This window comes from Robbsia andropogonis (assembly GCF_034047095.1).
In the GTDB taxonomy this organism is placed as follows: Bacteria; Pseudomonadota; Gammaproteobacteria; order Burkholderiales; family Burkholderiaceae; genus Robbsia; species Robbsia andropogonis.
Genome location: NZ_CP139170.1, coordinates 3,400,414 through 3,419,737, shown reverse-complemented (window position 1 = coordinate 3,419,737; position 19,324 = coordinate 3,400,414). Strand labels below are relative to the sequence as shown.

At 59.1% G+C, this 19,324-nt stretch carries 22 protein-coding genes; 13 read left to right on the top strand and 9 right to left on the bottom strand.

Annotated elements, in window-relative coordinates; all coding sequences use genetic code 11:
- The 12 genes from rplR to rplQ all read left to right on the top strand — a co-directional run bounded on the left by rplR (position 1) and on the right by rplQ (position 6,885).
- A complete protein-coding gene (gene rplR / locus SJQ66_RS28410) occupies positions 1-366 on the top strand; it encodes a 50S ribosomal protein L18 (protein WP_024901992.1) in 366 nt (121 codons plus the stop codon).
- A 9-nt stretch (positions 367-375) separates the two neighbouring features.
- Entirely contained in the window at positions 376-891 is a 516-nt protein-coding gene (gene rpsE, locus SJQ66_RS28405; protein WP_024901991.1) for a 30S ribosomal protein S5, read from the top strand.
- Between the two features lie 11 nt (positions 892-902).
- A complete protein-coding gene (rpmD, locus tag SJQ66_RS28400; RefSeq protein ID WP_024901990.1) occupies positions 903-1,088 on the top strand; it encodes a 50S ribosomal protein L30 in 186 nt (61 codons plus the stop codon).
- A gap of 15 nt (positions 1,089-1,103) precedes the next feature.
- Positions 1,104-1,538: a 50S ribosomal protein L15 gene (rplO, locus tag SJQ66_RS28395; RefSeq protein ID WP_024901989.1), complete on the top strand. Its 435-nt coding sequence runs from the start codon at positions 1,104-1,106 to the stop codon at positions 1,536-1,538.
- 120 nt (positions 1,539-1,658) lie between these two features.
- Entirely contained in the window at positions 1,659-2,987 is a 1,329-nt protein-coding gene (gene secY / locus SJQ66_RS28390) for a preprotein translocase subunit SecY (protein ID WP_024901988.1), read from the top strand.
- A 10-nt stretch (positions 2,988-2,997) separates the two neighbouring features.
- Positions 2,998-3,216, top strand: a complete 219-nt coding sequence (gene infA / locus SJQ66_RS28385; protein WP_003264140.1) for a translation initiation factor IF-1 — start codon at positions 2,998-3,000, stop codon at positions 3,214-3,216.
- Positions 3,217-3,234: 18 nt separating this feature from the next.
- Positions 3,235-3,351, top strand: a complete 117-nt coding sequence (gene rpmJ / locus SJQ66_RS28380) for a 50S ribosomal protein L36 (protein WP_024901987.1) — start codon at positions 3,235-3,237, stop codon at positions 3,349-3,351.
- A 40-nt stretch (positions 3,352-3,391) separates the two neighbouring features.
- Positions 3,392-3,757, top strand: coding sequence for a 30S ribosomal protein S13 (gene rpsM, locus SJQ66_RS28375; RefSeq protein ID WP_024901986.1), 366 nt, complete (start codon positions 3,392-3,394; stop codon positions 3,755-3,757).
- Between the two features lie 27 nt (positions 3,758-3,784).
- Positions 3,785-4,189 carry a 30S ribosomal protein S11 gene (gene rpsK / locus SJQ66_RS28370; protein ID WP_024901985.1) on the top strand — a complete coding sequence of 135 codons (405 nt, stop codon included), beginning with the start codon at positions 3,785-3,787 and terminating at the stop codon, positions 4,187-4,189.
- A 232-nt stretch (positions 4,190-4,421) separates the two neighbouring features.
- Positions 4,422-5,045 carry a 30S ribosomal protein S4 gene (gene rpsD / locus SJQ66_RS28365; protein WP_024901984.1) on the top strand — a complete coding sequence of 208 codons (624 nt, stop codon included), beginning with the start codon at positions 4,422-4,424 and terminating at the stop codon, positions 5,043-5,045.
- A 201-nt stretch (positions 5,046-5,246) separates the two neighbouring features.
- Positions 5,247-6,224 carry a DNA-directed RNA polymerase subunit alpha gene (locus tag SJQ66_RS28360; RefSeq protein WP_024901983.1) on the top strand — a complete coding sequence of 326 codons (978 nt, stop codon included), beginning with the start codon at positions 5,247-5,249 and terminating at the stop codon, positions 6,222-6,224.
- Positions 6,225-6,486: 262 nt separating this feature from the next.
- Positions 6,487-6,885, top strand: a complete 399-nt coding sequence (rplQ, locus tag SJQ66_RS28355) for a 50S ribosomal protein L17 (protein WP_024901982.1) — start codon at positions 6,487-6,489, stop codon at positions 6,883-6,885.
- A gap of 107 nt (positions 6,886-6,992) precedes the next feature.
- On the opposite strand, the gene SJQ66_RS28350 is transcribed toward rplQ, so the two are convergent.
- From SJQ66_RS28350 to SJQ66_RS28315, 8 genes are all read right to left on the bottom strand, one after another.
- A protein-coding gene (locus tag SJQ66_RS28350; RefSeq protein ID WP_407691505.1) for an IS3 family transposase occupies positions 6,993-8,356 on the bottom strand; the annotation gives its coding sequence in 2 pieces (ribosomal slippage) (positions 6,993-7,882 and positions 7,882-8,356; 1,365 coding nt in all).
- 97 nt (positions 8,357-8,453) lie between these two features.
- Positions 8,454-10,004: a hypothetical protein gene (locus SJQ66_RS28345; protein WP_046153588.1), complete on the bottom strand. Its 1,551-nt coding sequence runs from the start codon at positions 10,002-10,004 to the stop codon at positions 8,454-8,456.
- Positions 10,005-10,292: 288 nt separating this feature from the next.
- Positions 10,293-11,855, bottom strand: a complete 1,563-nt coding sequence (locus SJQ66_RS28340; RefSeq protein ID WP_320534832.1) for a hypothetical protein — start codon at positions 11,853-11,855, stop codon at positions 10,293-10,295.
- A gap of 81 nt (positions 11,856-11,936) precedes the next feature.
- Positions 11,937-13,472, bottom strand: coding sequence for a hypothetical protein (locus SJQ66_RS28335; RefSeq protein ID WP_046153589.1), 1,536 nt, complete (start codon positions 13,470-13,472; stop codon positions 11,937-11,939).
- A gap of 108 nt (positions 13,473-13,580) precedes the next feature.
- Positions 13,581-14,039: a type III secretion system chaperone gene (locus tag SJQ66_RS28330; protein WP_024901978.1), complete on the bottom strand. Its 459-nt coding sequence runs from the start codon at positions 14,037-14,039 to the stop codon at positions 13,581-13,583.
- Between the two features lie 24 nt (positions 14,040-14,063).
- Positions 14,064-14,576 (bottom strand): hypothetical protein, encoded by a 513-nt coding sequence (locus SJQ66_RS28325; RefSeq protein ID WP_024901977.1) that lies wholly within the window; start codon positions 14,574-14,576, stop codon positions 14,064-14,066.
- Positions 14,558-14,899, bottom strand: a complete 342-nt coding sequence (locus SJQ66_RS28320) for a hypothetical protein (RefSeq protein ID WP_024901976.1) — start codon at positions 14,897-14,899, stop codon at positions 14,558-14,560. The genes SJQ66_RS28325 and SJQ66_RS28320 overlap by 19 nt, the downstream gene beginning before the upstream one ends.
- A gap of 65 nt (positions 14,900-14,964) precedes the next feature.
- Positions 14,965-15,429, bottom strand: a complete 465-nt coding sequence (locus tag SJQ66_RS28315) for a type III secretion system chaperone (RefSeq protein WP_024901975.1) — start codon at positions 15,427-15,429, stop codon at positions 14,965-14,967.
- A gap of 320 nt (positions 15,430-15,749) precedes the next feature.
- On the opposite strand from SJQ66_RS28315, the gene dsbD reads away from it, so the two are divergent.
- Complete coding sequence (gene dsbD, locus SJQ66_RS28310) at positions 15,750-17,972, top strand: protein-disulfide reductase DsbD (RefSeq protein ID WP_320534831.1); 2,223 nt, start codon at positions 15,750-15,752, stop codon at positions 17,970-17,972.
- Here the strand turns inward: dsbD and yihA are convergent.
- On the bottom strand, positions 17,946-18,620 hold the full coding sequence (yihA, locus tag SJQ66_RS28305) for a ribosome biogenesis GTP-binding protein YihA/YsxC (protein ID WP_036007457.1): 675 nt from the start codon (positions 18,618-18,620) through the stop codon (positions 17,946-17,948). The genes dsbD and yihA overlap by 27 nt on opposite strands.
- Positions 18,621-19,324: the final 704 nt, after the last annotated feature.

Below are 19,324 nucleotides of genomic sequence, written 5' to 3'. Positions count from 1 at the left end.
ATGGATAAGAAACAAGCTCGTGCGCGCCGTGCGCGCAAGACGCGGATCCTCATCGCGGACCGCGGCATCCACCGTTTGGCGGTGCACCGTACGAATCTGCACATCTACGCACAAGTGTTCTCGCCGTGCGGCACGCAAGTGCTGGCCAGCGCGTCCACCGTTGAAGCGGAAGTGCGTACGGAATTGGCTGGTAAAACCGGCGTGGGCGGCAACGTTGACGCCGCTACGCTGATCGGTCAACGCATTGCAGCACGCGCCAAGGCAGCAGGCGTCGAGTCGGTGGCGTTCGATCGTTCTGGTTTCCGGTATCACGGTCGGGTCAAGGCGTTGGCCGAAGCCGCCCGTGAAGCCGGTCTCAAGTTCTAAGGGGTCGTCATGGCAAAAACTCAAGTACGCACTCAAACCGAGAGCGAAGACGGCCTGATCGAAAAGCCGATCGCCGTCGTCCGCACCACGAAGGTCGCCAAGGGCGGTCGCGTGATGTCGTTCTCGGTGATTTCCGTGGTTGGCGACGGCGATGGCCGCGTCGGCATGGGTAAGGGCAAAGCGAAGGAAGTCCCGGCTGCGATGCAGAAGGCGATGGAAAGCGCGCGCCGCAATATGTTCAAGGTCGACCTGAAGAAGGGTACGCTGCAACACGAAATCAAGGGCCGTCACGGCGCTTCGAAGGTGTTGCTGGCACCGGCCAAGGAAGGTACCGGCGTGATCGCCGGCGGCCCGATGCGTGCGGTATTCGAAGCGGTTGGCGTGCACAACGTCGTCGCGAAGAGCTTTGGCTCGACGAACCCGTACAACCTGGTCCGTGCGACGCTGGATGGACTGAAAAAGCAAGTGACGCCGGCGGAAGTAGCAGCCAAGCGTGGCTTGTCGGTCGAAGATATTCTCGGCTAAGGATGCTCACCATGTCAGATAAGACCATCAAGGTTCAGCTCGTCAAGAGCTTGATCGGCACGCGTGAATCGCATCGTGATACGGTTCGCGGTCTCGGTCTGCGCCGCATCAACTCGGTCAGCGTGTTGGAAGACACGCCGGCGGTACGCGGCATGATCAACAAGGTTTCGTACCTTGTGAAAGTCATCGGCTCTTAAGCCTGGGGACAGACTATGCAACTCAATACCATCAAGCCCGCGGAAGGCTCGACCCATGCCAAGCGCCGTGTAGGCCGCGGCATCGGCTCTGGCCTGGGCAAGACCGCTGGTCGCGGTCACAAGGGCCAGAAGTCGCGTTCGGGCGGTTTCCACAAGGTTGGCTTCGAAGGCGGTCAGATGCCGCTGCATCGTCGTCTGCCGAAGCGCGGGTTCTCCTCGCTGACGAAGGAATTCGTCGGTGAAGTGCGCTTGAGCGACCTCGAAAAGCTGGGGCTCGACGAAGTCGACCTGCTCGCATTGAAGAAGGCCAAGCTGGTCGGTCAGATGATCGAGCGTGTGAAGGTCATCGCAACGGGCGAACTGAAGCGCAAGGTTGTGCTGAAAGGCATGACGGCGACGAAGGGTGCGCGTGCGGCGATCGAAGCGGCAGGCGGCTCGCTGAGCGAGTAAGCAGTGAACGGCGGGCCGGCCGAGAGACAGGCCCGCCGCAGCGGCAATCAGCGATTAATTAGCGCAGAACGTGGCGATACGTGGCGAAGCAGGATGGCCACGGCTGCATCGGAGAAGGTTTTGGCTACCAGCCCAAGTCTTGCGAAATCCGGAAAGACGGCGCCGAAGTACGGCGACCTGCGCCGGCGGCTGATTTTCCTGCTGCTGGCGTTGATCGTTTATCGGATCGGTGCGCATATTCCGGTGCCGGGGATTGATCCGGACCAACTGGCAAAGCTGTTCCAGAGTCAGGCGGGCGGCATCCTCGGGATGTTCAATATGTTCTCTGGGGGCGCGTTGTCGCGTTTCTCGGTGTTCGCATTGGGGATCATGCCTTACATCTCGGCGTCGATCATCATGCAGTTGCTGGCGATCGTGTCGCCGCAGCTGGAGGCGCTGAAGAAGGAAGGGCAGGCAGGTCAGCGGAAGATCACTCAGTACACGCGGTACTTTACCGTGGTGCTGGCGACCTTCCAGGCGTTCGGGATTGCGGTGGCGTTGAGCGGTCAGCAAGGTCTGGTGATCGATCCGGGCCTTGCATTCCGCCTGACGACGGTGGTGACGTTGGTGACCGGGACAATGTTCCTGATGTGGCTGGGTGAGCAGATCACCGAGCGCGGATTGGGCAACGGCATTTCGATCATTATCTTCGCCGGTATCGCGGCGGGGCTGCCGAATGCGGTGGCAGGGTTGTTCGAACTGGTGCGAACCGGGTCGATGAGCATCATCTCGGCGATTATCATCGTCGCGTTGATCGCAGGGGTCACGTATCTGGTGGTGTTCATCGAACGCGGCCAGCGCAAGATCCTCGTGAACTACGCGAAGCGCCAGGTGGGCAATAAGATTTACGGCGGACAGTCGTCCCATCTGCCGTTGAAGCTGAACATGGCGGGGGTGATTCCGCCCATCTTTGCATCGTCGATCATTCTGTTCCCGGCGACGATCGCAAACTGGTTCAGCACCCGGATGCCGTGGTTGCATAACATCGCGACAACGCTGTCACCCGGACAGCCGCCGTATGTAATTTTGTACGCGTTGGCCATCGTTTTCTTCTGCTTTTTCTACACCGCGTTGGTGTTCAACAGCAGGGAAACGGCGGACAACCTGAAGAAGAGTGGGGCGTTCGTGCCGGGTATTCGACCGGGCGACCAAACCGCGCGCTACATCGACCGGATTCTTACGCGGCTGACGCTGGCGGGTGCGATCTACATCGTGTTCGTTTGTCTGTTGCCGGAATTCCTGGTGTTGCGCTGGAATGTGCCGTTCTACTTCGGCGGTACGTCGCTGTTGATCATCGTGGTGATCACGATGGATTTCATGGCGCAGGTCCAGTCGTACGTGATGTCGCAACAATATGAATCGCTGCTCCGGAAAGCCAATTTCAAGGGCGGCAATACGATGATGCGTTGAGCACGAGAATATGGCCAAAGATGATGTAATCCAGATGCAGGGCGAGGTGCTGGAAAACCTGCCCAACGCGACTTTTCGGGTGAAGCTGGAAAACGGTCATGTCGTGCTCGGGCATATCTCCGGCAAGATGCGGATGCACTATATCCGTATCCTCCCCGGGGACAAAGTGACGGTGGAACTGACGCCCTACGATCTATCGCGGGCGCGGATCGTATTCAGGGCGAAGTGATTTCGAGGGAGTAACATCATGAAGGTAATGGCATCGGTAAAGCGCATGTGCCGGAACTGCAAGGTGATCAAGCGCAATGGCGTTGTGCGGGTGATCTGCAGCTCGGATCAGCGCCATAAGCAACGCCAGGGCTGACGCGTAGCGTCGGTACCAGGCTCTCAGTTGAGGAAGAGTAATGGCTCGTATTGCAGGGGTTAATGTCCCCAATCACAAGCACGCCGAGATCGGTTTGACGGCGATTTTCGGTATCGGCCGTCCGACCGCGCGCAAGATCCTTGAGAAGGTTGGCGTGCCTTTCTCGAAGAAGGTTGGCGAACTGACCGACGACGATCAGGAAAAGATCCGTCTGGAAATCGGGAACTATCCGGTTGAAGGCGATCTGCGTCGTGAAGTCACGATGAACATCAAGCGCTTGATGGACTTGGGTTGCTACCGCGGCGTGCGGCACCGTAAGGGCCTGCCTGTCCACGGTCAACGTACCCGCACGAATGCGCGTACCCGCAAGGGCCCGCGTCGTGCCGCTGCTTCGCTGAAGAAGTAAGCGCAACACTGGTCACAGGAAAAACGAATGGCTAAGGCTCAGAACAATTCCGCCGCTCAGCGCGTCCGGAAAAAGGTGAAGAAGAACGTACCCGAGGGCGTTGCATGCGTCCACGCATCGTTCAACAACACGATCATCACGATCACGGACCGTCAGGGTAATGCCCTGTCGTGGGCGACCTCGGGCGGTCAAGGTTTCAAGGGCTCCCGTAAGTCGACCCCGTTTGCAGCGCAGGTAGCAGCGGAACAAGCTGGCCGCGTGGCGATGGAATACGGCGTGAAGAACTTGGAAGTGCGCATCAAGGGCCCCGGCCCGGGTCGCGAATCCGCGGTTCGTGCGTTGCACAGCCTGGGTATCAAGATCACGTCGATCTGCGACGTGACGCCGATCCCGCATAACGGCTGCCGCCCGCCGAAGCGTCGTCGTATCTGATCGATGCATGCCGGAATGGTGCGAGCCATTCCACCCATAAGCCCACCGTCCAGGTGCGACGCGCGTGGCGACGGTCCAGACATCAAGGACGTCCCCGTGCAGGACATCGGACTCGCCTCAGCGGGTGGGGGTGCGGGGTAAGACGTCTTTTGTGCAGACTTGCACGCCCGATGTCTTGCCGGGACCGTATGCCCAGCCCGTTGTCCGCGATTAATCAAGAAGGAAACTGAAAGTGGCACGTTATACCGGCCCACGAGCCAAACTCTCCCGCCGTGAAGGCACTGACCTGTCGCTGTTGTCGAACCGTCGTTCGCTCGCTGACAAGTGCAAGCTTGACAGCAAGCCGGGTCAACATGGTCGTACCTCGGGTGCGCGGACGTCGGACTACGGTCTGCAACTGCGTGAAAAGCAAAAGGTCAAGCGGATCTACGGTGTGTTGGAGCGTCAGTTCCGCCGTTACTTCGCTGAAGCCGACCGTCGCAAGGGCAACACCGGCGCCACGCTGTTGCAATTGCTGGAAGGCCGTCTGGACAATGTCGTGTACCGGATGGGCTTCGGCTCGACCCGTGCGGAAGCCCGTCAGCTCGTCAGCCACTGTGCAATCACGGTGAATGGCGTGGTGGCGAACATTCCGTCGCAGCAGATTCGCGTCGGTGACGTGATCGCGCTCCGTGAGAAGGCCAAGAAGCAAGCTCGCGTTCTGGAAGCATTGAGCCTGCAAGAGCAGAGCGGCTTCCCGAGCTGGGTTGCGGTTGATTCGAAGGAACTGGTGGGCACATACAAGCAAGTGCCGGATCGTTCGGAAATCACGGGCGACATCAACGAAAGCCTGATCGTCGAATTGTATTCGCGTTGATCGGCCACCTGAATGCGGATCGGTCTCGGGTTTGCATTACGGTAGCGTTGTGGTGAGCAGTGAAGTAGTGCCGGCTGCGTGGCAAGAAACGGCGGCTGACGGTAACGTCGGTGCCGTGGCATGCCACGCGTCGGCTTTTTAGGGTTGTTGCCAGTCAGCCTTATCGGTGTAACGAGCCGAGGGTATTGAAGAGGAAAACCTATGCAAAACAGTTTGTTGAAGCCCAAGATCATCGCAGTGGAGTCGTTGGGTGACAACCACGCCAAAGTCGTGATGGAGCCGTTTGAACGCGGTTATGGTCACACACTCGGCAACGCGTTGCGTCGTGTACTGCTGTCGTCGATGCTGGGTTACGCGCCGACGGAAGTGACGATCGCGGGTGTGGTTCATGAGTACTCGACGCTAGACGGTGTTCAGGAAGACATGGTCAACCTGGCGCTGAACCTGAAGGGCGTGGTTTTCAAGCTTCATAGCCGTGATGAAGTCACGGTCACGTTGCGCAAGGACGGCGAAGGCGTGGTTACGGCGGCGGACATCGAACTGCCCCATGACTGCGAAGTCATCAATCCGAACCATGTGATCGCGCATCTGTCGAAGGGCGGCAAGCTCGACGTGCAGATCAAGGTGGAAAAGGGGCGCGGCTATGTGCCGGGTAACGTACGTCGCTACGGCGAAGACGTCGCCAAGGTCATCGGTCGTATCGTGCTGGACGCGTCGTTCTCGCCGGTCAAGCGCGTGAGCTATGCGGTGGAATCGGCACGGGTGGAGCAACGTACCGATCTGGATAAGCTGGTGATGAACATCGAAACCAACGGCGTCTTGACGCCGGAGGAAGCGATTCGTCAGGCAGCGCGTATCCTGGTTGATCAGTTGAACGTGTTCGCGGCGCTGGAAGGTACCGAAACCACGGCCGAAGCCCCGTCGCGTGCGCCACAGATCGATCCGATCCTGTTGCGTCCGGTTGATGATCTTGAGTTGACGGTCCGTTCGGCAAATTGCCTGAAGGCCGAAAACATCTACTACATCGGCGACCTGATCCAACGTACGGAAAACGAGCTGCTGAAGTGCCCGAACCTCGGTAAGAAGTCGATGACCGAGATCAAGGAAGTGCTGTTCTCGCGTGGCCTGACGCTGGGCATGAAGCTCGAGAACTGGCCGCCGTCAAGCCTCGATAAGTAATAACGCCTGTCGCCTGTCAGGCGACAGCGTGGTGCCGCGACCTTGCACCACGGCGCGGTGCGGCGCGATCTGTTGTTTCGATCGCAGCATGTGCCGCGGGTGGTTGGATCGAAGGGGCATCATACGGTAAGATGATGCCCCTTCGCGTTGTACGCGGAGTTGCCTTTAAATCAACCCTACCGGACCGCGGTCCGCTGCGCCAGATGGGTGTGGCAGGACGGATAGAAGAGCCGGAGCAAGACTCAATTCAAGGAAAATCATCATGCGTCACCGTAGTGGACTGCGTAAGCTGAACCGTACCAGCGCTCACCGCCTGGCAATGCTGCGCAATATGTCGAATTCGATCATTCATCACGAAGCAATCAAGACCACGGTTCCGAAGGCAAAGGAAGTGCGCCGTGTCGTGGAGCCGCTGATCACGCTGGGCAAGACCGATACGTTGGCAAACCGTCGTCTGGCGTTCAATCGCCTGCGCGACCGTGATTCGGTCACGAAGCTGTTCACCGTGCTGGGCCCGCGTTACGCGAACCGCCCGGGCGGCTATCTGAGCATCCTGAAGTTCGGTTTCCGTCACGGCGACAATGCACCGATGGCGCTGATCCAATTGATGGATCGCCCGGAAGTCACGGAAGCAGTGGAAGACACGAGCGACGCCGAGTAAGCGCCGACGTTGGTTCTCAGTCGGTCTGCGCGAATCGTGGTAGACCGTGTTGGAAGAAAAAAACCGCCCTTTGATGAACTGACCCCGCAAAGTTGGACAGTTTTTGGCTAGGCCGTTAAGGGCTGGGTTCTGTACATCACAGGACTCAGCCCTTTCAGCTTGAGCTTGATGCGGTGGTGATTGTAGTAGTGAATGTATTCCTTGATGCCGGCCTGCAGCGCCTCAATGCTTTCGAAGCGATTCAGATAAAAGAATTCTGACTTCAACGTACCGAAGAAGCTCTCCATCGTCGCGTTATCGTGGCAGTTGCCCTTGCGCGACATGCTCTGTGTAAGACCGCGCCGGGCTAGCAGTGTCTGGTAGGCACTCATCTGATAGTGCCAGCCCTGATCGGAGTGGACCACCGGCCGATCGTCGTGCTTCAACTTCCTCATTGCCTTTCTGATCATGCCCGCGACCATTGCGAATGCCGGGCGCGTAGCCGTCTCGTAGGCCACAATTTCACCGTTGTACAGATCCAGAACCGGTGAGAGATAAAGCTTGCTCTCCCCCACCCGGAACTCGGTGATATCGGTGACCCACTTGCGGTTCGGCGCATCGGCATCAAACTGCCTTTGCAGCACGTTCGGTGCAATCCGTCCCACCGTGCCCCGGAAGGCGCGGTACTTCTTCGGGCGCACCAGACACTTCAGCTTCATGGACTGCATCAGCCGCTGGACCGTCTTGTGATTGACAACGATACCCAGACGCCGGATCGCGCTGGTGATGCGCCGATAGCCATAGCGTCCCTTGTGCTGCTCGAATAACGAACGGATGCGCGCCTTGAGTGGCGCGTGCCTGTCCGCTGCCAGCGAGGCCTTGCAGTGATAGTAGAAAGTGCTGCGCGCCAGGCCCGCCAACTTCAGCAGCCCCTGAACTGGAAACCGATGCCTTAATCCGGCCACTATTTGCGCTTTTTGCGCGGCGCTTCGAGGCGTTCCGAGCGGATCAAGGCATCCAGTTTTTTTAGGTACGCGTTCTCCATACGCAGATAGTTCAGCTCTTCGAGGAGCTCTTCTTTCGTGCGCGATACGTCGGATTTCGTCGAATCGGACGGCACAGATGACTTGGGTTGCTTCACGGGTCGTCCTCGCGGGCGAGGCTGCAGCGCCTCGATACCTCCCGAATCATACTGGCGTTTCCAGATGCCGATCACGGCCGGATTGCGGATATCGAATAATGCGGCCGCCTGCCGGCCGGACAGATCCTTCGACAGCATGGCCCTCAGCACTTTCAGCTTGAAGCGCGCGTCATAGTGACTGTATTTCTTCCTGAACGCGTCTTCGCCGCGCTCCTGCCAGGCAGCCGCCCATTTGCGTACCGTGCCGTGATCGATGCCGTGTCGATACGCGACATCCCGGCTACTGCCGCCTTTGCCTGAGAGCAAATCCTTCACAACGGAGCGCTTGAACTGCGCACTATGTCTGCTCATGAAAAAACACCCCAAATCGTTGGACGCGTGTCCAACTTTTGGGGTGCAGTTCATGAGGCGGTTTTTTTTCGCATCCTTTTTGGCTCCGGGTGTTGCGTTATTCGACGTCGGCTTGCTCCGAACCGACTGCGTTGTGGCCGTTATGTGTTTTGTCGGCAAACGCTTCAACGCGTATTGCGTTGAGAAGATGGCACGCCGACACCAGCACGAGGTTGATATGTGTACCAAACGGGCCCTTGATGTGTGGGTGTAATCCGTTAACCAATCCCTTCAACTGGCGCATCATTCCTGCATGATCGTGCGCGACCGGATCGCAGGCCGCCACCGCATCGCTTAAAGTCTGCATCGTTGCTTTTGTCGCTGGTGGCAATAACGCGATAGCGTCCTGCACGCGCTTGAAGCGGACCGAAAAGGTGGGTGGTGCGCCATTCTCGTCTGCCTCCATCTCCAAGACGAATAACTTGCTGAACATGGCGTCGATGGCCTCCGACTTGGCATTGAGCGCAGTGACTTCGGTCATCAGATCTGTCGCGTAGCGACGCATCGTATTCGGGTCCATTAAGAGCGTCGTCTCGGGAACCGGCAGAAACGCTTCCGCACCGCCCGCCTTCAACAGGCGCGCTGACACGCCCGAGCAGTTCCAGTCCGTGCTGAAAATCTTGAACTGCGCCGATTTGTTTCCTTTTATCTCGGTTTCCCAATAGGTCTTGATGGCGCCGCCATCAAGACCGAACGGGGTCCACGTGAACTCCATGTAATTTTCTTCCTTGCCGGCGGCATCGACATACGGTTTTTCGTTGTATCCCGCCATCGGCATTGCAATCGATGCATTCGGTTCCATGCCCCAGGTTGTCGTTGGTAAATTGGTGCTGTCATCGATGTAATTCATCGGCACTTGACCCGGCAATGGCTGCAGCCGCCCCTCTTCCAAACCTTCTCGCGTGCGCTCGGACATCTCCGCGTAGACGTCGTTCGCGTAGTCGCTGGTACGGCCGAGTGCCGTACCCGTAAACGCCAATCTATGGACGATTTTATCTACTACATTGTCGACGAGACTATTGTCGGTTGAGGTGGGCAATTCGTTGCCGGGCCACCAACTGGCATAGGTCTCGGCCTTGTCACCTTTCAATACGGTTCGACCGTGATTGGCGATCGGATGCCGCAGGAGCAGCGATACGTGTCCGACGCGATTCATGTTTTCCCAGTTCCATACCTTGACTTCGACGCGATTCTGGAACCGCTGGTTATGCGTAACCCCTTGGCGCATGGCCGCCACGTCCCGTGCTTCGCGCATCTTCGACAAGGACAGATAGTTTGTCGGCGAAAGCGCTGTTATCGCCACGACCTTGTCGGTAATTTCCGCCCCGTATTGGGAACGCAAGGCACCCACAAATGCCTCGAAGCGCTCCGCGCGCGTCGTATCACTAAATGTGATATCCGCCGCCGCCTGTTTGACGACGTTCGTGTTTCCGATGATCGGCAGGTTGCTTAAAATGCGTACCATGCCACGCCAAAACGGGGAGACGCCATACTCGACGAGGTTCGATCGTCGTTCGGCTTCCGCGAATGGGCGGATGTCCGTGACGGTTGTCGCGTCGGATTGGAAGTCTGTTAATAGACCTCCCTGTGATAAAGAATCGTTTGTCATGATTTTTCCTAAAAGTGTAGTAAGTCTTTGATTGCATGCCGGGTCTATGAAAGCGCCGCCGTTGCGGTCTAGGCAATCGATGCGGTAAGGACGGTCGCTTATCCGTTACACGGCCATGCGACTGCAGTCAAACTAGGGAGGCATGCCGCCACTGGCTTGGCCCGCTTGGCGGCGAATTGGTATTAGCCATCGGGAGCGCTGCCGCCAACGCGCCCGAAGTATCCTTGGACGTCATTCGAAGGGGGTGATCGACTCGGTGTTTGGAAGAAACGTATTCAATACGCATGATCAATTATCAAAAAAATCCGACGGGATATCGGAGTCACTCGCCTCGCGCAGGTAGCCAGCCTCGTGGGCTGCGCCACGGATCGCACTGTACAATTCGTATGCAGACCTTAGCGCCTTATTGATATCCGATCCGAACGGGCCGTTGACGTGGTTGTGCAGGCCGCCCACCATCGCCTTCATTTGTCGCATCATCCCTTCGTAGTCGCCCGCTTCCGTCTTACATTCATTCAAGGCATTGTTTAATGCCTGCATGGACGCTTGTGTCGCCCGTGGCAGTGAAGCGATTGCCTCTTGGGCACGTGCCAGGCGGACTGAATAGGAGGGCGTCACACCGCTTTCATCTGCCCCTTCATCCTCGGTGAACAGCCTGCCGAATGAGGCGTCGACGGTATCCGCTTTTGCATTCAATGCGGTGACCTCCGTCATCAAGTCCGTTGTGTAGCGACGCATTGTATTCGGATCCAGGAAGAGCACCGCTTCGGGAACTGGCAGAAACGCATGCGCGCCGCCGGCCTTCAATAACCGCGCCGCCATGCCCGAGCAGTTCCGGTCCGTGCTGACGAGCTTGAACTGCGCCGCATCATTCCCAATCGCCTCCGTTTCCCAGTATGTCTTGATGGCGTCGACACTGAGGCCGAAAGTGGTCAGGGTTGGAACGACGACCCCGTTGGCATCCGTTCCGGTCCCTCCTGGATGTGGTCTTTCGTTGTAGCCTGCCATCGGCATGGCGATAGACGCGTCGGGTTCTTTTCCCCAGCTCACGTTAGGCGCTTCATCCTCTCCCCCCTGATAGATATTGATGGGAACTTGACCCGGCAATGGCGCAAATCGTCCTGATTCGAGTCCTTCTCGAGCGCGTTGGGACATTTCGCTGTACATATCGGATTTGTATGAGCCAGCGAACCCGCGTTGCGTTTGAATGTCAAACTCCAATCGATCGGATATTTTCGCTTCGAGGCCGGACACTTGCCCCTCGTCGGGCGACGCGTCGAAATCTCCGCCGGGCCACCAACTGGCGTATGTCTCTGCATCCGGGCCCGTTAATTTTGTATCGCCGCCATCTGTCAGCTCATGCCGCATCAGCAGCGCTACGTGGCCGACGCGGCGCATGTTTTCCCAGTTCCACACCTTTACCTCTATACGATTCGTGAATTGCTGGTTATGGGTAAGGCATTCCCGCATGAGCGCCACGTCCCGGGCTTCGCGCATCTTCGACAGGGATAGATAGTTCGCCGGCGACAGCGCCGTCAGGGCAACCACCTCATCGGTAATCTCCGCACTGTATTGGGACCGCAAGGCGCCGACGAACGCCTCGAAGCGCTCCGCGCGTGCCGTATCACTAAACGTGATATCCGCCGCAGCTTGTTTGACGGGATTCGTGTTGCCAATGATCGGCAGGCTGCTCAGAAGACGTACTACGCCACGCCATAACGGTGAAAAGCCATGCTCGATGAGGTTCGACTGCCGTTCCGCTTCTGCGAAAGGGCGCACGTCCGTGACGGCTTCCCAACCGGCCTGCAAGTCCGCAACAGCGCCATCGGGCGCTAAAGGTATGTGTGTCATGACCGTTCCAGATAATGCTTCACGCCCGAGCGGGCCGCCCAGTCAATGAGAAGGGGCGGGCGTCGTATTTAGCGTGCGTGATCAATCATCAAAAAAATCGGACGCGATATCGGACTCCATCGTGTCATGCAGATAGCTAGCCTTGTGCGCTGCGCCACGTATCGTGTCGTACAATTCGTATGCTGCTCTTAAGGCCTTATTGATATCCGATCCGAACGGACCGTTGACATGATCATGCAGCCCACCAACAAGCGCCTTCATCTGTTGCATCATCCCTTCGTAATCCGCAGCTTCTGTCTGGCAGGCATTCAAGACATTGCTTAACGTCTGCATCGACGCGCGTGCGGACGGATGAAGGGCGGCTATCGCCGCTTGCGCAAGGGTCACGCGCTCGGCCTGGGAAATAGGCGCGGCCGCCGCCCCTTCCTGGCCAACGGTTTTCGGCAACGCGCCGATGGCACGGTCCACCGCGTCGGCCTTGGCGTTCAGAGCGGTAACCTCGCGCATGAGTTCGACCGAATAGCGATGCATCGTATTCGGGTCTAGAAAGATCTGCGCAGTAGGGACCGGAACAAAAGCGCCTGCACCACCTGCCTTCAGCAGTCGCGCCGCCATCCCGGAGCAATTGCTGTCGGCGCTGACGAGCGCGAATTGCGCGCTTTCGTCGCCTAGAACGTCTTTCTCCCAATAGTTTTTAATCTGCGGTCCATTGAGGCCGAAGGTCGTAAGGGCGGGCGCGGTTGTCTGTTCCTTTTCCCCCGTGCCGACAGCGACAGGGCGTTCGTTATATCCGGCCATCGGCATGGCAATCGAGAATTCGGGTTCCATGCCCCATTGAGCTTCTTCGCCCTTTTCGGCCGGCAATAGCACCTGCCCCTCCTTGGGTTGGAATTTCCCGCTCATCAGCCCCCGCTGCGCGCGTGCCGAGAGTTCAAGGATTTTGTTCTCTCGAAATGTCGTCGGTACCCCAAGTCGCGGCGCGCGCGTCAAGGAAGTGATCTTTTCCTGCAGTTCGCCTTCCTTGACCTGCTCGCCCTCTCTCTCTTCCTCGGCTCCGGGCCACCAACTGGCGTAGGTCTCCGCTTCTCCGTCAGCCCGCGTGATCTCCCCGCCTTCCGTTTTTTCATGCCGCAGCATCAACGCGACATGCCCGACGCGACTCATGTTCTCCCACGGCCATACCTTCACTTCCACCCGATTCGAGAATTGCTGGTTATGCGTCAGACTTTCGCGCATCTGCGCGACGTCGCGGACTTCCCGCATCTTTGACAGTGACAGGTAATTCGCCGGTGACAGCGACGTCAGGGCGATCGCCTCGTGGCTGACTGCTTCGCCGTATTGGGAGCGAAGTGCACCGACGAAGGCGTCGAAGCGCTCGGCGCGTGCCGTATCACTGAATGTAATGTCAGCTGCGGCTTGTTTGACGGCATCGGTGTTGCCGATGATCGGCAAATTGCTCAGCACCCGCACCACACCACGCCATAGCGGTGAAAACCCATGCTCGATCAGGTTCGATTTCCGTTCGGCTTCGGCGAACGGGCGAACATCCGTGACGGCTCCCCAATCGGCCTTCAAGTCCGCGACGGTGGTTCCCGGTAATGAAGAATTAAATGGCATGGCGGTTCCTGAAAGTACAGTAAGCTCAGGCGGCCCGCCTGACCGGCGAGGACGGTTCAATCGCGTGGGCCGCGATGATCATGGCGGCCAAGGCCACCCTCCTGTCGGTTACACCGCCATGTAAGGACCGCCGAACATGGGTAGCATGCCGCCATCGCTCGCCGCGCTTGGCAGCGGGGTCGTATCGGCCATCGGGAGCGCCGCGGCCAGTCCGCGCAATGTATCGACGAACGTCACTGAAAGGGCACCGATCGAATTGATGTCCGGTAGGTCGTTTGCCACCGGACGGGTGAGGATCAACGTCCGTCCGTCGTGCATCGAAATCGCCGCGCCAGCGGTTTTCAGTGTTGCGGTATTGCGGAACAGCGCGTCGCGCCAGAAAGTGGCATCGTCGAGGCGATCGGGATAAGCGCCGATCATGCCGTGCATGATCAAATGGGACGGGGTGCGATGAAGGGCGACCCAGAGTCCGTCGATCTCGAACATGCACCAACCGTTCGCGTCGAACGTCAAAGGAAGGCCGGCTTGCTGCGCCAGCGTGGTCAGGAGGTCGTTTGCGGTTGGCATGTCGATTTTCAAAAAGGTCGGGTTTCAACTGGGCTGCTTCTGCTTGACCAGTAGTTCGCTATCCTCGTGGGCAGCGTCACGGATCTCGCTATACAACGTGTTTGCCGCGCCCAATGCCACATTGATCGCTGAACCGAATGGGCCGGGGACGTGTTCGTGCAAACCGCCGACCAGCGCTTTCATCTGCCGCATTGCGCTTTCGTAGTCGTTGGGCGGGGTTTTGCACGCTTCCAATGCAGTGCGCAACGTTCGCATCGATTCACGTGTTGCTGCCGGAAGCCTTGCTATCGCGTCCTGTGCAAAGGCGACGCGCGTCGCATGTGGATTTGTGGCTTCCAGCTTGCTCATCGGACGACCGGGTGAGGCGAATGTTTGGATTGTCTGATCCACCGCGTCTGCCTTGACATTCAATGCGGTAACTTCGCGTATCAAGTCGAGCGAATACCGCTGCATCGTGTCCGCGTCCACATAGATCCATGTCGCGGGGATCGGCACGAAAGCTTCCGCGCCACCGGCTTTCAGCAATCGGGCGGCCATCCCGGCGCAATCGCTTCGTTGGTAACGGCTTCGCCGTACTGCGACTGCAGCGCGTCGACAAATGCGTCGAAGTGCGCGGCGCGGGCCGTGTCACTGAACGCGATGTCTGCTGCCGCTTGCTTGACGTGCTCGCTGCCGCCAATCAGCGGCAATGTCGACAGGATGGCGACAGCACTGCGCCACAGCGGCGAAAAACCCTGCTCGATCAGATCCGTCCGACGCGCCGATTCGGCAAGTTTGCCGATGTCGGTGATGCCGCGGAGGTCCCAATGCGCATCCACGCCGATGGCAATACCGTCCGGCGATACAGACATTTCCGCCATAGCGCGTCTCTCACACGGTCCTTGATCACATGCCGCACTCATCAATGATGGCGGCATCCACACGCTCAGACGAAAACAGGCTCCTTCGTCGAAGTCGCCGCGCCACCTGACTCCGGCTCCCCATCTTCGGAAGAAGTGTCAAGCGGGAGCGTCCGGTTCAGCGTGTCGACCAGGCGGCGGGCCTGCGCGATGAAGGTACCAAGGCAGTCGGGCAGGTTGCGCGACGCGTACTGCGAAGCGGGCCACACCTGCGTCAGTGATATCGTATGACCGGGCCGATCAATCGTGATTGCACCGCCATCCGCTACGACCAAGGTGGTGTTCAATGCCAGCAGGTGCTGCCAAAATGGCGCGGGATGGGCGCGTAACGCTGTTCCCAGCGGAGTGCTCAATATCAACACGGCGCCGCCATCCTCCAGCGTGATGGATCGATCCTCTATCGCGAGATCCCACGTCGTCATCGCCGGGTCTGGCGGTGTCATCGAGGTCGCGGTGGCCAGTTGATGCATCAGGTTTCGGGCAAGGCTCATGGTCGATGGCTAGAACGGTATAAAGCGATCGCTTACTGATTGCGATCGAATGTGCGGTGCAATGCTGGTATGCATGCATCACCAAGTCACTTCGCTGATTCAGTGACGACACAAGTGAAAGCGTTCCGTGGCCAAAGCGAAGTCGATGACGTGAAGCGGGTAGAATCGTCGGGCACCCCTGGCCTTCATGCGCGCGCGGATGTTTTATGGCGGGTCGCATGACGTTGCGTGGTGCGCCATTGGTCTTGATGTGGAGGCACGTTTCATCTTGGCGGCGGTGCCCAGCCGTTACAATCTGCTTTTTGATGGCGATCTCGAGAATGCCCGTGTTTTTGTACCGACGGCCGCCGCATGCCGACAAGCGCGGTGCCCGGTGTTTTCTTCTTTTGGACCGTGTGCCCGTACTCGGTACAACCATCCGCACGGCACGCTGGCGCGTGCGTCTGCGCCAAAGCCTGCACCGTGCCGCGCAAGCGATCTTCCGCGGTGGTCTTGCGCTAACGCCACTGCTGCTGTTATTGGTTTTCGCGCTGCCTGCTGTTGCCTACGCCGACGACGGGTTTCTCGATCCGTCTGAGGCGTTTCGATTCCAATCCAGCGAAGTGCCGGGCGCAGTCCAATTGCAGTATCGGATCGCGCCAGACTATTACCTGTATCGTGAGCGTTTCGCGTACACGGTCATTGCCGGCCAGGCCACCCTGGGCGCGGCGCAACTTCCTCCCGGTATGGTCAAGTTCGACCAGACGTTCAACAAAGACGTCGAGACCTATCGGGGGACGCTGCACATCACCGTGCCGGTGACAAGCGCGCAAGGTCCGTTCGATCTCGATGTGACCTCGCAGGGCTGCTCGGATAAAGGCGTCTGCTATCCGCCGATCCATCACCAGGTGCATGTGGCGGGTGTCGCGCTGAAGCCGGCCGCGGAGGGGGAGGCGATCACGGACACCGCAGCCGACCCGGCGTTGGTTGCCGGCGATGTACCTGCCTCGGTTACCGACAGCCTTTACGATCAAGCGTATGCGATGCATGTATTGGAAGGCCGTAGCCTGCCAGCGGTAATCGCGATCTTTTTTGTATTGGGGGCGGCGTTGAGTCTGCTGCCATGTTCCCTGCCGATGATTCCGATCCTCTCGTCGATCATCCTCGGTGAGGGCGCCGCGCTGACCCGATGGCGCGGGCTCGCGCTGTCGGCGACCTACATCCTCGGCATGGCAATTGTCTATACCGTGTTCGGCATCGCGGCCGCGCTCGCCGGGGCAAGCCTGAATGCGGCGTTGCAGAACCCCTGGGTGCTCGGCGCCTTCGGCGTGTTGCTGCTGGTGTTCGCCGTTTCCTTGCTCGGCGCGTTCGAATTGCAGTTGCCGGGGGCCTGGCAGAGCCGTGTGTCCGCCGCGTCGGGCCGATTGCGGGGTGGCCGCGTTCTCAGCGTCCTGGTGATGGGGGCCCTGTCGGCCCTGCTCGTCGGGGCGTGCATGACGGCGCCGCTGTTCGGCGTGCTGGCGTTCATCGCACAGACCGGAAATGTGTTCCTGGGCGGCGTTTCTTTGTTTGCGATGGCTTGGGGACTTGGCGTGCCGCTGCTGGTGGTGGGGTTGGGCGCTGGCGCCTTGTTACCCCGCGCGGGCCTGTGGATGGACAGCGTCAAGCGCGCGTTCGGCGTACTGTTGATGGCGGCGGCGGTGTGGGTCACGGCACCGGTGCTACCCGCCGCGCTCGTACTGCTGGGGTGGGCGTTCGTCGCCTTGGTAGGTGCCTGTTGCCTGGGTGTCGTGCCCATTGGCGGTGCAGCGAGCACGTCGGCCATCGGCTGCATCGCCTGGCGGGTGTTGGGGCGGGCGTTGGGTTGGCTATTCGCGGGCTGCGCGGCCGCATTGATCGCTGGGGCTTTGGCGGGGGCCCGCGATCCGATGCGGCCGTTGGCTGTATTTGCCGGTGTGGCGATGCCCGTGGGTGCTGCCGACAGCGTCTCGCGTAATACGTCGTCGCGGGCCGCTGGTGCCGGCGACAGTGCGGACATGGCGGGATTGCCCTTTGCCAAGGTTCGGTCTCTAAAAGAACTGCAACGCGCCACGGCCGCAGCCGGTCGTCCGACGATGCTGTTCTTCCACGCTGATTGGTGCACGAGCTGTGTGGAGATGGAGCGTCTGGTGTTTCCGCAGCCCGCGGTGCATACCGCCTTGCAGTCTTTTGCATTGTTGCAAGCAGACGTGACGGCGAATAATTCCGACGATCAGGCGTTGATGAAACACTTCGGCATGTTCGGGCCGCCGGCGGTCATCTTTTACGATGCACATGGCCGCGAACTGACCGCGTTACGGGTGATGGGCTATCAGCCGGCGGATCGCTTCGCCGCCACGCTGCAGCGAGTATTGCAAACCGCGCAAAAAGCCGATGCGGGGTCGAACAGGGCGACGGCGGCATCGGTAGGTGCCGACACGCCATTGGCCCGTGCCTTGGCGGAACAATCGGCGACCCAGGCGGCTGACGTAGCTGAGACCAACACCAAGGCGGCAGGCTTATTCAGCGGCAACGGGGGCCGCTGATCCATCCTCGACCGGCGCCGGCGGTTTGATCCAGCTTTCGACCTTTGCGTGTGCTTCCTCCAATCCCACACGCTTGAGCATCGAAAAAAGCTGCACCGTCAGTTGTTCCTCGCCGCTCGCTTCGTTATAGCGATCGATCAGCGCGCGCGTCTTGCGCAGGGCCTGCTGGCTTTCCTGTCGATTCAGTTTGTCGGCCTTGGTCAGCAGCATGTGGATCGGCTTGCCGGTGACCGCAAACCAATCGATCATCTGGACGTCGAGATCGGTACATGGACGTCGCGAGTCCATGACCAGCACCATGCCGCGCAATTGCGGACGGAGTCGCATGTAGCTGCTCAACAAGGCTTCCCAGTGTTTCTTGGCTTCACCCGGTACTTGGGCATAACCGTACCCTGGCAGATCAACGACAAAGCCGGCGCGCTCGTCCTGCGGCCCGACTTCGAAGTAGTTGATATGTTGGGTACGACCGGGGGTCTTACTTGCGAACGCCAATCGACGTTGATTGCAAAGCACGTTGATCGCGCTCGACTTGCCCGCATTCGAGCGACCCGCGAACGCGACCTCGGGTTGCGGGGTGGGGGGCAGGTCCCGGAGATGATTCACGGTGACGAAGAAGCGCGATTGGTGCAGCAGATACGACGACGGCATGACGGACTCCGCGCCGAAGCGCGTTAGAAAACACAAAAAACAGCGATACTGAAGGACTGCCGGTATGGTCGCTGGATACCCATTTCACTTCGAGGGATAAACGGCGAAGGCACCAAGACCCGGACCCGTGATGACTGCGTCAAATTGACGCGGCAGCGAAAATCGAGGTTCTGCTGGCGGAACGCGGCTCGTCGCTGGCATTGCCGATCGGCACAGGGACCTGACGAACACATGACGAAAGCGTCGTGCGAAATACGCCGGCCATTCCTCCGCCTCGTCACCAGGGACGCGGGCACCGTGCGTGGACCGCCCGACAGGTCGCCATCCCTGCACAATGCCGACGTAGCGCAGTGCATTGAAAGCAGTCGATACCAAGGATGCAGGGCAAATGCAGGCTTGTTGTCGCACCCGTACCGTGGTCTTGCGCGCTTTCGCCAAGGGCCAAACAGTTCGATTATGTCGGGAGAGTGACCGTTACCGGGCGATTACATTGCATTCTCGTTCCGAAGCCCGTCACGACGACCGCCATTGTTTCCCTGCCGCGACATTCCGTCCGCCCCTAACCATTGGCAAATCAAGGGAAAAACAGACTTTATTGTACAATACGCCCGCTTTGCGAAGCCATGCTGGACGTGCGAATACGCGCTTTTTTTGGTAACCGTGGCGTAGGCGCTCGCGGCTTCATGACGCGGTGGGTACGCCCC

Bases quoted from the DNA above. Each gene is read 5' to 3' on its own strand.
- rplR (WP_024901992.1), top strand. From the start codon at position 1: ATGGATAAGAAACAAGCTCGTGCGCGCCGTGCGCGCAAGACGCGGATC.
- rpsE (WP_024901991.1), top strand. From the start codon at position 376: ATGGCAAAAACTCAAGTACGCACTCAAACCGAGAGCGAAGACGGCCTG.
- rpmD (WP_024901990.1), top strand. From the start codon at position 903: ATGTCAGATAAGACCATCAAGGTTCAGCTCGTCAAGAGCTTGATCGGC.
- rplO (WP_024901989.1), top strand. From the start codon at position 1,104: ATGCAACTCAATACCATCAAGCCCGCGGAAGGCTCGACCCATGCCAAG.
- infA (WP_003264140.1), top strand. From the start codon at position 2,998: ATGGCCAAAGATGATGTAATCCAGATGCAGGGCGAGGTGCTGGAAAAC.
- rpmJ (WP_024901987.1), top strand. From the start codon at position 3,235: ATGAAGGTAATGGCATCGGTAAAGCGCATGTGCCGGAACTGCAAGGTG.
- rpsM (WP_024901986.1), top strand. From the start codon at position 3,392: ATGGCTCGTATTGCAGGGGTTAATGTCCCCAATCACAAGCACGCCGAG.
- rpsK (WP_024901985.1), top strand. From the start codon at position 3,785: ATGGCTAAGGCTCAGAACAATTCCGCCGCTCAGCGCGTCCGGAAAAAG.
- SJQ66_RS28360 (WP_024901983.1), top strand. From the start codon at position 5,247: ATGCAAAACAGTTTGTTGAAGCCCAAGATCATCGCAGTGGAGTCGTTG.
- rplQ (WP_024901982.1), top strand. From the start codon at position 6,487: ATGCGTCACCGTAGTGGACTGCGTAAGCTGAACCGTACCAGCGCTCAC.
- SJQ66_RS28345 (WP_046153588.1), bottom strand. From the start codon at position 10,004: ATGACAAACGATTCTTTATCACAGGGAGGTCTATTAACAGACTTCCAA.
- SJQ66_RS28340 (WP_320534832.1), bottom strand. From the start codon at position 11,855: ATGACACACATACCTTTAGCGCCCGATGGCGCTGTTGCGGACTTGCAG.
- SJQ66_RS28335 (WP_046153589.1), bottom strand. From the start codon at position 13,472: ATGCCATTTAATTCTTCATTACCGGGAACCACCGTCGCGGACTTGAAG.
- SJQ66_RS28330 (WP_024901978.1), bottom strand. From the start codon at position 14,039: ATGCCAACCGCAAACGACCTCCTGACCACGCTGGCGCAGCAAGCCGGC.
- SJQ66_RS28325 (WP_024901977.1), bottom strand. From the start codon at position 14,576: ATGGCCGCCCGATTGCTGAAAGCCGGTGGCGCGGAAGCTTTCGTGCCG.
- SJQ66_RS28320 (WP_024901976.1), bottom strand. From the start codon at position 14,899: ATGGCGGAAATGTCTGTATCGCCGGACGGTATTGCCATCGGCGTGGAT.
- SJQ66_RS28315 (WP_024901975.1), bottom strand. From the start codon at position 15,429: ATGAGCCTTGCCCGAAACCTGATGCATCAACTGGCCACCGCGACCTCG.
- dsbD (WP_320534831.1), top strand. From the start codon at position 15,750: ATGCCCGTGTTTTTGTACCGACGGCCGCCGCATGCCGACAAGCGCGGT.
- yihA (WP_036007457.1), bottom strand. From the start codon at position 18,620: ATGCCGTCGTCGTATCTGCTGCACCAATCGCGCTTCTTCGTCACCGTG.